This window comes from Ottowia sp. oral taxon 894, from assembly GCF_001262075.1.
GTDB classification, from domain to species: domain Bacteria; phylum Pseudomonadota; class Gammaproteobacteria; order Burkholderiales; family Burkholderiaceae_C; genus Ottowia; species Ottowia massiliensis.
The window spans coordinates 2,716,721-2,730,642 of record NZ_CP012073.1 but is presented as its reverse complement, the minus strand read 5'-3'; the positions used below and the strand labels follow the sequence as shown (position 1 = coordinate 2,730,642).

Annotated in this window: 15 protein-coding genes; 11 read left to right on the top strand and 4 right to left on the bottom strand. The window is 65.3% G+C overall.

The annotated features are described in order from the left end of the window. Nucleotides 1–16: 16 nt before the first annotated feature. The gene (locus ADJ79_RS12040; RefSeq protein ID WP_050716174.1) at nt 17–763 is read right to left on the bottom strand and encodes a DUF4198 domain-containing protein; all 747 of its coding nucleotides are present in this window, start codon (nt 761–763) and stop codon (nt 17–19) included. A 106-nt stretch (nt 764–869) separates the two neighbouring features. Between ADJ79_RS12040 and ADJ79_RS12035 the strand changes: the two genes are divergently transcribed. The 7 genes from ADJ79_RS12035 (at nt 870) to ADJ79_RS12005 (ending at nt 6,616) form a co-directional block, all read left to right on the top strand. After that, a complete protein-coding gene (locus tag ADJ79_RS12035) occupies nt 870–1,187 on the top strand; it encodes a hypothetical protein (protein WP_050716173.1) in 318 nt (105 codons plus the stop codon). Further along, nucleotides 1,184–1,873: a DUF6162 family protein gene (locus ADJ79_RS12030; RefSeq protein WP_050716172.1), complete on the top strand. Its 690-nt coding sequence runs from the start codon at nt 1,184–1,186 to the stop codon at nt 1,871–1,873. Before ADJ79_RS12035 ends, ADJ79_RS12030 begins: the two co-directional genes overlap by 4 nt. A gap of 32 nt (nt 1,874–1,905) precedes the next feature. Further along, nucleotides 1,906–2,877 (top strand): metal ABC transporter solute-binding protein, Zn/Mn family, encoded by a 972-nt coding sequence (locus tag ADJ79_RS12025; RefSeq protein ID WP_082203299.1) that lies wholly within the window; start codon nt 1,906–1,908, stop codon nt 2,875–2,877. Beyond that, on the top strand, nt 2,874–3,680 hold the full coding sequence (locus ADJ79_RS12020) for a metal ABC transporter ATP-binding protein (RefSeq protein ID WP_050716170.1): 807 nt from the start codon (nt 2,874–2,876) through the stop codon (nt 3,678–3,680). Before ADJ79_RS12025 ends, ADJ79_RS12020 begins: the two co-directional genes overlap by 4 nt. After that, the gene (locus tag ADJ79_RS12015) at nt 3,677–4,585 is read left to right on the top strand and encodes a metal ABC transporter permease (protein WP_253273823.1); all 909 of its coding nucleotides are present in this window, start codon (nt 3,677–3,679) and stop codon (nt 4,583–4,585) included. The genes ADJ79_RS12020 and ADJ79_RS12015 overlap by 4 nt, the downstream gene beginning before the upstream one ends. Nucleotides 4,586–4,709: 124 nt before the next feature. Next, nucleotides 4,710–5,678: a metal ABC transporter solute-binding protein, Zn/Mn family gene (locus tag ADJ79_RS12010; RefSeq protein ID WP_050716169.1), complete on the top strand. Its 969-nt coding sequence runs from the start codon at nt 4,710–4,712 to the stop codon at nt 5,676–5,678. 215 nt (nt 5,679–5,893) lie between these two features. Then, complete coding sequence (locus ADJ79_RS12005) at nt 5,894–6,616, top strand: hypothetical protein (RefSeq protein WP_050716168.1); 723 nt, start codon at nt 5,894–5,896, stop codon at nt 6,614–6,616. Nucleotides 6,617–6,989: 373 nt separating this feature from the next. On the opposite strand, the gene ADJ79_RS12000 is transcribed toward ADJ79_RS12005, so the two are convergent. The 3 genes from ADJ79_RS12000 to gmk all read right to left on the bottom strand — a co-directional run bounded on the left by ADJ79_RS12000 (nt 6,990) and on the right by gmk (nt 10,193). Continuing rightward, entirely contained in the window at nt 6,990–9,245 is a 2,256-nt protein-coding gene (locus ADJ79_RS12000; RefSeq protein ID WP_050716608.1) for a bifunctional (p)ppGpp synthetase/guanosine-3',5'-bis(diphosphate) 3'-pyrophosphohydrolase, read from the bottom strand. An 80-nt stretch (nt 9,246–9,325) separates the two neighbouring features. Beyond that, complete coding sequence (rpoZ, locus tag ADJ79_RS11995; RefSeq protein WP_050716167.1) at nt 9,326–9,526, bottom strand: DNA-directed RNA polymerase subunit omega; 201 nt, start codon at nt 9,524–9,526, stop codon at nt 9,326–9,328. Between the two features lie 46 nt (nt 9,527–9,572). Then, nucleotides 9,573–10,193, bottom strand: coding sequence for a guanylate kinase (gene gmk / locus ADJ79_RS11990; protein WP_050716607.1), 621 nt, complete (start codon nt 10,191–10,193; stop codon nt 9,573–9,575). A gap of 139 nt (nt 10,194–10,332) precedes the next feature. Here gmk and ADJ79_RS11985 point away from each other — a divergent pair, with 139 nt between their 5' ends. The 4 genes from ADJ79_RS11985 (at nt 10,333) to recR (ending at nt 13,690) form a co-directional block, all read left to right on the top strand. Beyond that, nucleotides 10,333–10,611 (top strand): hypothetical protein, encoded by a 279-nt coding sequence (locus ADJ79_RS11985; RefSeq protein ID WP_050716166.1) that lies wholly within the window; start codon nt 10,333–10,335, stop codon nt 10,609–10,611. Nucleotides 10,612–10,858: 247 nt separating this feature from the next. Next, the gene (gluQRS, locus tag ADJ79_RS11980) at nt 10,859–11,854 is read left to right on the top strand and encodes a tRNA glutamyl-Q(34) synthetase GluQRS (RefSeq protein ID WP_050716165.1); all 996 of its coding nucleotides are present in this window, start codon (nt 10,859–10,861) and stop codon (nt 11,852–11,854) included. Nucleotides 11,855–12,399: 545 nt separating this feature from the next. After that, a complete protein-coding gene (locus ADJ79_RS11975) occupies nt 12,400–12,735 on the top strand; it encodes a YbaB/EbfC family nucleoid-associated protein (RefSeq protein WP_050716164.1) in 336 nt (111 codons plus the stop codon). A 364-nt stretch (nt 12,736–13,099) separates the two neighbouring features. After that, a complete protein-coding gene (recR, locus tag ADJ79_RS11970; protein ID WP_050716163.1) occupies nt 13,100–13,690 on the top strand; it encodes a recombination mediator RecR in 591 nt (196 codons plus the stop codon). The last annotated feature ends 232 nt before the right edge of the window (nt 13,691–13,922 follow it).

Below are 13,922 nucleotides of genomic sequence, written 5' to 3'. Positions count from 1 at the left end.
TGGCCAAGCCGGGCGCTCAGTGATCATGGCCGCCGCCTGCGGCTTCAAACGTGAGGGTGAACAAGGTGATGTCCTTGTCGGCCTTTTTCGGATCGGGGTAGGCCACGGCGTGATTGACGCTGATGACATTCAGGCCGCTGCGGGCCACGGTGAGCGTGGCGCGGCCCTGGGCGTCGGTGGTGGCTTTCTGGGCTTCGTGGTCGAAGGCGTTGCTGGTGACTTTGGCATCGGCCAAGGGCTGGCCCCGGTAGATCACCTGCACGGGCAGTTTTTCGCCGGGCAGCAGTTTGGCGGGGTTGGTCTCGGGCACGATTTCCAGCTCGTAGCCCAGTTTGGTGACTGGCTCGCGCTTGTTCAGGTAGGCGGCGGAAAAGCCCCGGGCGTGCATGGAGCGTTCGGCGTCAGCCGGGTTGGGCAGCTGGTCTTTGGCCAGGTTGTGCCATTTGCCGTCTTTGGTTTTGCTCCAGATGCCGCCTTCCTTGGTGAAGGTCAGCAGGCCGGGCGCTTCGGCCTTGAGCGTGGCAAAGCGCTGGGTGTAGTGGCGCACGATGGTGACTTCTTCCGGCTTGCCGTTTTTGTAGGCGCGCGCTTCGCTGATGGTGATGGGGTCGTAGGGGTCGGTGTCTGATTCTTCGTGCCCGTACATCACGGTGGGCTGGCCGTGGATGCGGGCCAGCCAGATTTCATGCGCCTGCGCGGCCGCCGGGGCAAGCAGGCTGCCAGCCAGGGCCAGCAACAGGGCGTTCAGATGGCGTTGTTTCATGAGACTTCTCCTGATGGTGCAAAGTGAAAAGGGTTGATTGTTGGGCTTTGTTGCGAAAAACTCGCGTTTGTTATTATTCCACGCTTGATTTTTCCGGAGTTTCGCCATGTCCCGTTTTCCGTTTTCCGCTTGTCTGGCCGCCGCTTTGCTGCTGGCGGGCGCTGCCGCGCAGGCGCATTCAGTCAAGTTCAAGTGCCAGGCCGATGGCGCGCAGCATGTGCTGTGCACAGGCGGTTTTTCAGATGGCAGCGACGCCAAGGGCGTGGAAATCCGCGTGATGTCGTACGAAGACAAGGTGCTGCTCAAGGGCGCGCTGGATGACAAGTCGCAAATCCGCTTCGAGCGCCCGAAGCAGGACTTTTTTGTGCAGTTTGACGGCGGCGAGGGCCACTCCGCCGAGGTGGATCACGCCGACATCCGATGAGCGAAGCCGCCACGCAAGCGCCCCTGCCGCCCTCGCCGCCTGCCGCCGGGGCGGCTGCGCTGCCTGCGGGCTGCGTGCAGCAGGTGCCGCCAGCCGGGGCGGGGCGCGAAACGCGCTGGGTGCTCGTGACGGTGGCGCTGGTGCTGGCGCTGTCGGGCACGGTAGCGGTTTGGCAGCGGCACATGCAGACCGAAATGGCCTTGCAGGCGCACCAGATTGACCTGGCCACGGGCCTGACGGCAGCCGAGCAAGGCATCTACACCGATTTGCAGGCCGTGCATGACGAGTGGCGCGCCGAAGGCCGCCCGCTGCCGCCGCCTGCGCCCGATGTCTGGGCCAGCGATGGCTGGCCGCCTTTCGAGCAAGACCTGGCGGCGCAGCGCCGGGGCGCCCGCCAGTGGCGCGTGGTGCAGGCCGAAGGGCGCTACGCCTACCTGGGCGAGCCGAATGAAGCGCAGAGCAGCGGGCCAGGCGAACAAGGCGGCCAGGCCGCCCGCCTCATGCTCTGGCGCCTGCCCGCCGCGCAAGACGCCGAGGCCCGCTTTGATGTCTGGCTGCGCACGGCTTCCGGCCCGGCCCGCGCGGCAGAGGCCTTGCCCGGCCTGCACGATGACGATTTGGCGGCCCACGGCTGGCGGCAAGTGGCCGCGCACCTGGATGACGTCAAGCCCAAAGACAAGCACTGAAGCACTGAAACACCGAAATACAGGCGCCGAACATGACTTCCCCTCTTTCCGAACCTTCCGAACGCACCGCCTTTTTCAGCCGCCGGGCGGCCCTGATGGCGCTGGGCGCGCTGGCCGCCAGCGCGGCCCTGCCCCCGGGCCGCGCCCGCGCAGCGGATGCGGCCCCAAAGCTCAAGGTCGGCATCACGCTGCACCCCTACTACAGCTTTGTGGCCAACATCGTGGGCGGCCGCGCCGAAGTGCTGCCTTTCATTGACGCAGGCTTCAACCCCCATGCCTACGAGCCGCGCTCTGAAGACATCAAGCGCATCGGCCAGATGGATGTGGCCGTGCTCAACGACGTGGGGCACGACGACTTTGCCCGCCGCATGATTGCCGCCAGCGAAAAGCCCCATCTGCCCGTCATCAACGCCAATGCCGATGTGCCGCTGCTGTCCACCATGGCGCTGGGCACGCCGCAAGGGCGGGCGGTGAACCCGCACACCTTCATCTCCATCAGCGCCTCCATGCTGCAAGTGGGCACCATCGCGCGCGGGCTGGGCAAGATTTCGCCCGAAAACGCGCCGTTTTTTGAAGACAACGCCCGCGCCTACAACAAGCGCCTGCGCAAGCTGCGCGCCCAGGCGCTGGCCAAGGTGAAAGAAGGGCCGGATGCCAATTTCCGCGTGGCCACCATTCACGGCGCTTATGACTACCTGCTGCGCGAATTCGGGCTGGAAGTCAGCGCCGTGGTAGAGCCTGCGCACGGCATGGAACCCAGCGCCGCGCAGCTCAAAAGCATGGTGGACCGCCTGCGCTCGCAAAACATCCGCGTGCTCTTTGCCGAGCAAGACAACCCCACGGGCTTTGTGCAAACGCTGGTGCGCGAGACGGGCGTGCGCGTCTATCCGCTCACGCACATCTCGCACGGCCCCTACACGGCCGACAAGTTCGAGAAAGACATGGCCTTCAATCTGGATGCCGTGGTGCGCGCCATTGAAGAGTCGCGGAAAGCGCGCGCATGAGCGCCGCCCCCGCCAGCCCCGGCCCCGGCTTCATCCCCGGCCCGGCCCTGCGCTTGCAGGGCGTGAACCTGCAACTGGGCGCCACGCGCATCCTGCAAGACATGAACTGGCAGGTGAACGCGGGTGAAATCCACGCCCTCGTCGGCCCCAATGGCTGCGGCAAAAGCAGCCTGATGAAAACCGTGCTGGGCATGATGCCGCACACCGGCCAAATCACCCTGCACTGGCCGCTGCCCGCGCCGGGTGTGCTGGCCTACGTGCCCCAGGCCATCGAGGCCGACCGCACGCTGCCCATGACGGTGCAAGACTTCATGGGCTGCATGCTCCAGCAGCAGCGCCCGCTGTATCTGGGCCTGCGCCGCGCCGTGCGCGAGCGCATCCTGCAAGGGCTGGAGCGCGTGGGCATGGCGCACAAGGCCAGCCGCCGCATGGGCGACCTCTCCGGCGGCGAGCGCCAGCGCGTGCTGCTGGCCCAAAGCCTGCTGCCGCCCGCGCAATTCGTGCTGCTGGACGAACCCATGGCCGCGCTCGACCGCGCGGGCATGCAAGTCTTTGAATCGCTGCTGGCCCAATGGCGGCAAAGCCGCGCCACCGTGCTGTGGGTAGAGCACGACCTGGCCGCCGTGCGCCGCCTGGCCGACCGCGTCACCGCTCTCAGCCGGGGCCGCCTGCTCTGGACGCGCGAACCCGCCGCGCTGGGCGACGCAGACATGCTCTTGCAGCTCTTCGCCCACACGGCCAGCCCCGAAAACGCTGCACCCGAAAACGCCCGCCCGGAACCTCAACAGGAGCACGCCGCATGAGCGCCGCCGCCCCTTCGCTGCTGGACAGCCTGCACCAGTTCATGCAATCCGGCGTGGCCGCCGGCTGGCTGCCCGCCATGCTGCAATACGGCTTTGTCATCAACGCCCTCGTGGCCGGCCTGCTGCTGGGGCCGCTGCTGGGCGGGCTGGGCACGCTGGTCGTCGTCAAGCGTTTTGCCTTCTTTTCGGAAGCCGTGGGCCACGCCGCGCTCACCGGCACGGCCATCGGCATCCTGATGGGCGAACCCATGACCAGCCCCTACGGCAGCCTGTTTGGCTTTTGCATCCTGTTCGGGCTGCTGCTCAATTACCTGCGCGGGCGCACGGGCCTGTCGCCCGACACGCTCATCGGCGTGTTTCTGGCCGTCTCGCTCGCGCTCGGCTCCAGCTTGCTGATGGTGCTGGCCGCGCGCATCAACATCCACATTCTGGAAAACGTGCTCTTTGGCTCCGTGCTCACCGTCAATGGCCGCGATCTGGCCGTGCTCGCCATCGTCACCGCCTTCACTCTGGCGGCGCTGCACCGTACCTACAACCGCGCCATGCTCGCCAGCTTTCACGCCCCGCTGGCGCAGGCGCGCAAGCTGCCCGTGCAGTGGCTGGACTACGTGTTCGTCATGCTCGTCACGCTCATCACCGTGGCCGCCGTCAAGGTCATCGGCGCGCTGCTCGTGGGGGCGCTGCTGGTCATACCCGCCGCCACGGCGCGGCTGCTGGCTGGCTCCATGCGCAGCTTTTTCTGGCTCACCGTCATCTTCGCCACCGTCTGCACGCTCACCGGCATTGCCGTGCCCGTGGCGCTGGACATTCCCGTGCCTTCGGGCGCGGCCATCATCTTGTGCGCCGGCGCGCTGTTTCTCGCGGCCGTGGCCATCAGCGCGCGGCGCTCGCAGGCAGTGCATTGAGCGCAGGCTGGCCAACATGCTTCAAAAAGGATAGCTGCCCGCGCTTGTTCCACTAGGACTTGAGGCCGGTTTGATGCCTGAAATCCAGCCCCCTTCCGTTTTTGTTCTCCCTTTTCTTGCAGCCATGAACCGTCCCGCCCTTCTTTCCGCTTTCGCCCTGGCCGCCGCGCTGCTGGCGCCCGCCCCGGCCCATGCCGCCGGGCCGGCGGCCACGCCGTCCGCCGAAACGCCCTCCGGCCAGCCAGCGGGACAGGCTGCGCCCTTGCGCGTGATCGCCGCCCACCCCGTGGTGCTGGGGCTGGCGCGGCAAATCGTCAAGGGCACGCCCATTGAGCTGGTGCAGGCCGCCCCCGCGCGGCTGCCTGCCAGCCGCCAGCCCGCCTACCTGGCAGGCGGCAAGGGGCTGGACGAGCTGCTGGCCGCCGCGCGCCAGGCGCAGGCCGTGCTCACGCTGCGCTCCGTCTGGCCGGACGACCAGCTCTACCCGCTCGCGCGCCGCGCCAACATCCACATCGTCGAAATCGACGCGGCCAACCCCATCGAGGGCGAGCTGCCCGGCATCGCCCTGACCGAATCCACCCTGCGCGAGGCCAAAGGCAGCGCCACCGTGCTCATCAACCAGCCCTGGCAAGACAGCGCCAACCTCGCGCGCATGGCCATGATCATGGCCGACTCCCTCTCGCGCCTGGCGCCGCCGCAGCGCGAGCGCCTGCAAGCCAACTTCGCCGCCATCAGCCAGCGCCTGCAACAGGCCCAATCCGAAGCCAGCCGCCAGCTGGCCCAGGCTGATGAGCTGCCCGTGCTGCTGCTCACCCCCCGCGTGCAAGCGCTGGCCACCGCGCTGCAACTGGAGCCTGTGCCCTGGCAAGCGCCTGAAAAAGACGAAGACCTGCCCGCCGCGCTGCAAAAAGCCATTCAGGCCCATCGCCCCCGCGCCATCCTCAGCCACACCGCGCCCGACGAAGCCGCCGCCCAGGCCATCGCCGCCGCAGGCGTGCCTCTCATCGTGCTGCGCGACAACGCCCCCGACCCCGTGCAGGCCCTGACCGACGCCATGCTGGCCGTGGCGCAGGCCATGGCGCGCAAGCCATGATGCGAAAGCGGCTCAGCCAGGAGGTGCCATGGCGAAAGCAAAGAGTGCCTGTGCAAAGGCACCATTCCTCTATTAGCATCTGGCCTTTTTGCAGTTGGCTGGCCCCATTCAGCTAGTTAGGCTGCCGTTCGCTTGACAGAAAAAATAGGAACTTTTTTATGCTCCGTTCCCGCTTGTCCCTTTGCATTTCTGCCGCATTGGCCGCTTTGCTAACCGTGCCGCAGACAGTCTTTGCGGCGCCCTATGCCTGCGGAGACGACATCCGCATCTTCAACACGGGTGTGGATGCTTCGCTGGCCCGCATCACCACCCTGGGCACGCCCGACCTGCGCTGGAAGGTGGCCAACAAACCCGTGGACGACGTTACCACGCTAGGCGTTATCGCGGCCTGGGATACACCCGTGACGGCCCGGCTAGGTCCTCCGAATACCTGGACTTGGGCTGACGTACCCACGGCAGCCTGGCTGGCCCGCAATACTGAAATGAGCGCCGCCAAATACACCTACTACAAGCTGGATGTGGATCTGGCCGCCAGTGTGAATCCGGCTACCTTCCAAGTGCATACCACCATGCATGCTGACGATCAGGTTGTGGCTGTTTTCCTCAATGGTCAGCTCCTGCCCGGCTCCCAGCTGGCTGATTCATGGGCAGGCGGCGTACATGTTTCCGTGCCTTCCACGTTTACGATTGCCAATCAGTGGCGGACCGGCGCAAACGAACTGGTTGTGCAAGTGTTCAACAACTCTGCCACAGTGAACCCCGCCTCGGCCAGAAAGTGGGGCGGCTTCGCACTGGAAGCCTCCACTGCTTCTTGCACAACACGCCCGGCAGCTACCACTGTGGCGCCTGTGCCAGCCACTCATCCGCTGGCACTGGTGATTGGCGGCTTGCTTGTGGCTGGCATTGGCATGCGTGTCGCGCGCCGCCAGGCTGGTTGAACACAACGCCATGACCCATTTCGCAAAAAAGCGTGGTTTCGGGTGGCCTGTGGCTCAGTGAATCCTCCGCAGGTTATCCAGCCCGTTTGCGCCTTGCAGCCCCTCCTGATTCCCGCCCTGCGCAGGCGCAAGCTGCCTGTCAAACGGCATGAGATGTATCAGAAACAGGAGCAAATAAAAGGGGGCTGAAATGCCATTTTGCGCCCGTTCCACTAGGACATCGTGCTATTGATCCGGGAGCTAAATAGCATGACTGGCTCAGCGCCATCCATTCAGCGCCGCTTGCCTGCGCAGGGCTTTCACGGCTTGCGTCTTGTCCGTTCGGAACCGCTCTTTTCGCGCCTGCTGGCCAGGCAGCGGAAGAGGCAGGGAGTCAGTCCTCGCCAGCGGTGATGCGCACGGCCTTGAGCACGGCGCTGGCGCGGCGCAGCTGGCGCAAGGCCGCTTCCAGGTGGGCGGTGTCGCGCACGGCGATGATGAAGTTCAGATCGACCGTGCCTTCGGCGGCCAGGCCATCCATTTCGACGCGGGCGATGTCAACGCCTGCGGCGGCCAGCTCGCCGGTGACGCGGGCGAGCACGCCCTTGCCATTGGTGACGGTGACGGTGACGCAGATGCCGGTTTCAAACGGGCGGGCGGGTTCGTCGGCCCAGTCCACGGCGATGAACTGCTCGCTGTCATGCGCTTGCAGGCGGCGGGCGATGGCGCAGCCATTGGCGTGGACGACCAGCCCTTTGCCGCGCTCCAGGTAGCCCAGCAGGGCGTCGCCCGGCACGGGCAGGCAGCAGGGGGCGTATTGCACGGCGGGGCCTTCGGTGCCGTCAAGCAGCACGGTGCCTTGCGAGAGCTGTTCATGCGCGGTGTAGCGCTCGCGCGAGAGCAGCAGAGCGTCGCGCCGCTGGCCGGCGGCGGCCAGCTGGCCAGCCATGTGGCGGGCGGCCACGCTGGCAATGCGCTTGCCTTGCCCAATGTCGGCCAGCAGCTCTTCGCGCGAGGCGCTGGCGCCGAAGGCCAGCAGGTTGGCCCAGGCGGGGTGTTCAGGCGCAGGCAGGCTGGGCACGCCTTCGGCGCGCAGGGCCTGCGCGAGCAGTTTTTCGCCCAGCGCCTGCGAGTCGCTTTGCGCCAGGGTTTTCAGGTGGTGGCGGATGCGCGAGCGCGCGCGCCCCGTGCGCACGAAGGCAAGCCAGGCGGGGTTGGGGGCGGCTTGCGGGTTGGTGATGACTTCGATGACGTCGCCATTTTTGAGCACGGCGCGCAGCGGGGCGGGGTCGCCGTTGATGGTGGCGCCCGTGGCGCGGTCGCCAATGCCGCTGTGGATGGCGTAGGCGAAATCGACCACCGTGGCGCCTTGCGGCAGGGAGATGACTTTGCCGTGGGGGGTGAAGACGTAAACGGCGTCAGGGGCGAGGTCCACCTTCACGTTGTCCCAGAACTCGGCGGCATCGCGCGTTTCGTTCTGGATGTCGAGCAGCGATTGCAGCCAGTGCGCGCCGGCTTCGCCCGCGTCAGCCTTGGCGCCGCCGCTGTAGAGCCAGTGGGCGGCCACGCCGCTTTCGGCAACCTGGTCCATCTGCTCGGTGCGTATCTGGAATTCGATGCTGACGTTGGCCGGGCCGACCAGCGTGGTGTGCAGGGATTGGTAGCCGTTGGTTTTTGGGTTGGCGATGAAGTCGTTGAACTGGCCGGGAACGGGCTTGTAGAGCTGGTGCAGGTAGCCCAGCGCGGTGTAGCAGGCGGCGCGGCTGGGCATGACGATGCGCACGCTGTAGAAGTCGCTCACCTGTGCAAATGACAGGCGCTTGCTGTTCATGCGGCTGTAGATGGAGTAGAGCGTTTTCTCGCGGTCGCTCACGCGCGCGTTCAGCCCGGCGTTGTTGAGGCTGGACTGCACTTCCTGCATCACTTTCTGGATGAGGTCGCGCCGGCGCTGCTGGGCGCGTTTGACGGCTTTGGCCAGTACGCCGTAACGCCAGGGCATGAGGTGGCGGAAGGCCAGGTCTTGCAGCTCGCGGAACACATGGTGCAGGCCCAGGCGGTAGGCGATGGGGGCGTAGATGTCCAGTGTTTCAGACGAAATGCGGCCCCATTTGCTGCGCGGCATGTCGCTCATGGTGCGCATGTTGTGCAGGCGGTCCGCGAGCTTGATGAGGATGACGCGCACGTCGTGCGACATGGCCAGCAGCATCTTGCGGAAGGACTCGGCCTGGTTTTCCTCGCGGGTGGTGAATTGCAGCTTGTCGAGCTTGGTCAGGCCGTCCACCAAATCGGCCACGGTGGGGTCGAAGGCGCGGGCAATGTCGTCTTTGGTGACACCGCAGTCTTCCATGGCGTCGTGCAGCAGCGCGGCCATGAGGGCGCGCGCATCCAGCTTCCATTGCGCGCACTGCACGGTGACGGCGATGGGGTGGGTGATGTACGGCTCGCCGCTTTGGCGCATTTGCCCCTCATGCGCGCGGTTGGCAAAGCGGTAGGCGCGGCGCAGCTGGGCCAGATCGTTTTCGGGCAGATAAACGGCATGCGTCTCCAGCGCGGCCAGGCGTGCCTGGGCGGCCTGATCTAGCGGCGCATTGGCAAAGTCTTGACAGCTGGCGCGGCGGTCTGGCGAGAAATCGCCTTTTTTGTTGTTCATGGCGTCAGATTTAATCACCCGTATCGAATGTGTGCAAATAAAAAAAGCGCCCTGAAGGCGCTTGTGCCGGGCTGCGGGGTTCAGGAAACCTTTTTCAGCATCTCCAGCCCCACGTGGCCCGCCGCAATCTCGCGCAGCGCCGTCACATTAGGCCGGTTGGACGACTCCAGCTTGGGCGCATGCCCCTGATGCAGCATGCGGGCGCGGTAAGTGGCTGCCAGCACGAGCTGAAAGCGGTTGGGAATTTGTTGCAGGCAGTCTTCAACAGTAATGCGGGCCATGAATCACCAAAATCAGGAAATATCAAAAAGAAAACAAACCGGAATATCAGCCCATATTCAGCGCCCTGAAAACATTGGCATGAATATATTGCTGGCAGCGATAGCGCATGCGCTGGGCGTGCACGATGGATTGCAAATCCTTCAGTGCGCTGGAAAAAACGGCGTTAATTATAACGAAATCAAAGTTTTTCGCCTGCGCCAGCTCCGCGCGGGCATTTTCCAGGCGCATTTCAATCACTTCAGGCGCATCTTCGCCGCGCCGCTGCAACCGGGCGCGCAGCTCGCCCCAGCTGGGCGGCAGCACGAATGTCAGCACGGCCTGCGCAAAGCGCCGCTTGATTTGCAAGGCCCCTTGCCAGTCAATTTCAAGCAGCACGTCCTGCCCTGCCTGCAAGAGCGACTCGACGTTCTGGCGCGATGTGCCGTAGCGCTTGCCATGCACGTGCGCCCACTCCACGAAAGCGTCTTGCTCCACCAGGGCGCTGAATTCGGCATCATCCACAAAAAAATACTCCCGGCCATGCGTCTCCTGCCCGCGCGGCGCGCGCGTGGTGTGCGACACCGAAGGCACGATGCGGCCATCCGCCTCGCGCAAGGCGCGCACCAGACTCGACTTGCCCGCCCCGCTGGGCGCGGAAACCACGAAAAGATTGCCGGGAAAATCCATGTGTTTCATGACAGCATTTCTGCCGCAAAGAAAAACGGCCCAGACAGGGCCGCCAATTTGTGAAAGCGCTCATTTTATGGGCCTTGGCACAATGCCCCTCTGACCCAAGCCCCATTCACATTCTGAAAGGAAAACCGCCATGAGCGAACAGCCCGAAGCCATTGAAATTGAAGTGGTCGAATCCACGCGCGCTGCGCGGGGCGACGCACTGCCGCCCGACCTGGGCGCTTGCGCCCGCAGCGCCGTGCGCCAGTGCGAGCAGGCGCTGGGCGGCCTTGCCCGGCAGGCGTGCCTGCAAGCGCAGGTCTATGCCGACCGCGCCAGCGCCTGCGTGGTCAAGCAGCCCATCAAATCCATGGCCGTGGCTGCTGCCGCAGGCGCTGTGCTGGCCTTGCTGCTGAGCGGGCGGCGGCGCTGAGAGCCTGTTCAAAAACGTGCGCGTTCTTGGGCCTTTGCAGTCCACACAGCCCATCACGGCCAGACTCTGAACAGGTTTCAACGCCGAATATCGCCCGCGCAAAGGCTGCCCGTCTGCCTGCTGCGCAAGCCAGCTCTGGCCTGATGGGAGGCGCAAAGATGAAGCCCGCCGGGTGACGCCCGCCTCAACCCGCGTTTGCTTTCCATCACGGCCACGCCGCGAACAGGCCCTGCGGCTTTCATCGTCCATGCACCCGCGCACGCGTGATCAACCGGTTGAATTGGCTTTGAAGACAGGTTCCTACACAGGCCGCTTCGCCCCCTCGCCCACCGGCTTGCTGCATGCAGGCTCGCTGGTGGCGGCCCTGGCCAGCTGGCTGGACGCGCGCGCGCGCCAAGGCCGCTGGCTGGTGCGCATTGAAGATGTAGACGCGCCGCGCTGCATTCCCGGCGCAGGGCAGGCCATCTTGCGCCAGCTGGCCGCCTGCCAGCTGCTGCCTGATGAAGAACCGGCATGGCAGTCCCGCCGGGGCGCACTCTACGCCCGCGCGCTCGCGCAGCTGGAACGCGCGGGCCTGGCCTACCCCTGCTCCTGCACACGCAAAGACATCGCCAGCTGGCACGCCGCCCGAGGCCACGCTCCCGTGCGCGGCCAGGCCTTGCCCTATCCCGGCCTTTGCCGCCCGGAGCGCGGCGGCCCGCGCGCCCAAGCCCCCTGCGCCTGGCGGCTGCACACCCTGCGCTGCGAGCAAAAAGCGCCTGCCGAACCAAACGCCCGCGCCTTCATGACCAATGGCGTGTTGCACTGGCATGACCGCCGCCTGGGCGCGCAACAGCAAAGCGTCTCCGATGCCGTGGGCGACTTCATCCTGCGCCGCGCTGACGGCCTGTGGGCCTACCAGCTTGCCGTGGTGGTGGACGATGCCGCGCAAGGCATCACCCACGTCGTGCGCGGAGCCGACCTGGCTGACAACACGCCCCGCCAGATCCTCCTTCAATCCGCCCTCGGCGCGCCCACGCCCCTTTATCTGCACACGCCGCTGGTTCTGGCAGCCAATGGCGAAAAGCTCAGCAAGCAAAACCACGCTGCCCCGCTGGATTTATCCAACCCCATGCGCGCGCTGAACGCCGCCGCGCAGGCGCTGGGCCTGCCCGCTCACAACACGGACGATGCTGACGGCATCCCCGGCGCACTCGCAGCCTGGGTGCGCGCCTGGCGGCAAATGGACTGGGCAGCTACGTAGAAGCTAGCGCAAAGCCATTTTTCATCAAAATCAAGAGCAAATTCAAGGGGGTCGAAAGACCGATCTGCGCTGTTTCCACTAGGACGTTTTGCTATTGAAAAAAAAGCAAAATTAGGCCACTGCCGAAGCTGCGCGCAAACAAGCTGTGAACAGTTTGGGAATGAGCGGGCACGTATGAAGGCTAAGGCTCCAACTCCCATCAGGGAAGCCGTCTTGTCCGCAGGCGCGAGCGCATCCGCGCATTTCCCGAACTGGCTTGATGAACAAAGCCCCCTCGCCAGCAAGGAGAGAAAACCGCCGGGCCGCGCCTCTGCCATTGAAAGGAGGGAAAGCCTGAATCAGCTCCTGGATTCATAGCAAGGAGTCTTAGAACAGACTGCGGAGATTCCGTTTTTCCGTCCTATTCATTTGCTCCTCTTTTCATACTGATGGCAGCCATTTCCGAACGCGGGGGCGCAATGCGGCGCAGGCTGGCGGCAGGCGCTTTGCGCCGCGTTGTTGAGTACGATAGAAAACTTTTGCCACATCTCAAGGAAAGCCCACCCATGTTCAACAAAGGACAACTCGCCGGCCTCATGAAGCAGGCTCAGGCCATGCAGGACAACCTCAAGAAAGCGCAGGAAGAGCTGGCCCATATTGAAGTCGAAGGCGAATCGGGCGCGGGCCTGGTCAAAGTGCTGATGACGGCCAAGCACGACGTCAAGCGCGTGACGATTGACCCCAGCCTGCTGGCTGACGACAAGGACATGCTCGAAGACCTCGTGGCCGCCGCCTTCAACGCCGCCGTGCGCAAGGCCGAGGAAGTGAGCGCCGAGAAAATGGGCAAAGTCATGCCTGCTGGCATGCCCGGTCTGCCCGGCGGCATGAAATTCCCATTCTGAAAAACACGCTGCCTTGCCGCGCGCTTTTGCCTGTCTGCCAGGCGCTGCTGGCCTGCGCGCGCCGCATCACAGAATGAACAAGCGCCAAGGCTGGCTACCTGCACAGCCCGTGGGGCGCCAAGCCGCCGCATCATCCTGCCCCGTGCGTCATGCCGCTGCCTGCGGGCGCTTTTGGCCCACTCACTTTCAATGCCCGATACAGCAGCAACGGCCAGACTTGGGGGGAACTGGAACCCCATGCGGGCCGGGTACCTTCTGCCGCCCGATGCCTTCACTCGCCCGCCGCACGCCGTGCGGCATGACGCGCAGCTGAACCTGTTCTGACGCCATCCCGGCCCGCTGCCATCCCCATCTTCTCCATCCCATGAGCGATACCCATAGCCTGGATGCCCTGGTGCAAGCCCTGCGCCGCCTGCCCGGCGTGGGCGTGCGCTCGGCCCAGCGCATGGCCTTTCACCTGCTCCAGCACGACCGCGAAGGCGCGCTGCAACTGGCCCGCGCGCTGGATGCCGCCACCAGCCGCATGCGCCACTGCGCGCGCTGCCACACCTTCACCGAGCAAGAAATTTGCGCCACTTGCGCCGATCCCCGGCGCGATGCCTCGCAGCTGGCCGTGGTGGAAACGCCCGCCGATCAGGCCGCGCTGGAGCGCACCGCCGCCTTCAATGGCCTGTATTTCGTGCTGATGGGGCGCTTGTCGCCGCTCGATGGCATCGGCCCCAGCCAGATCGGCTTGCAAAAGCTGCTGGAGCGCGCCACGGATGGCACGGTGCGCGAAGTCATCCTGGCCACCAACTTCACCGCCGAAGGCGAGGCCACCGCCCACGTCATCGGGCAAGCCTTGCGCGCGCAGGGCCTGACCGTGACCCGCCTGGCGCGCGGTGTGCCTGCGGGCAGTGAGCTGGAATATGTGGATCTGGGCACCATCGCCCATGCCCTGGCCGACCGGCGCTGAAGGCGTCGCACCTTGCCCGCACCTGCCCGGAGGCTGCGAGCTGCACCGCCCCGCGCGGCAGGCTGGCAGCCTGAAAATGAAGCGGCCGTTCCGGAATTTGTAGCGGCCAGTCCACGCCAGCGCTGCATTTGAAGCTATGAAACTGCTAGCAAAAAGCCGATTTCGGCTATCATGCCCGCCACTTGCGCCGCACGCCTGCAACCAACTGTTTACTGCGGCCTTTTTCAGGAGA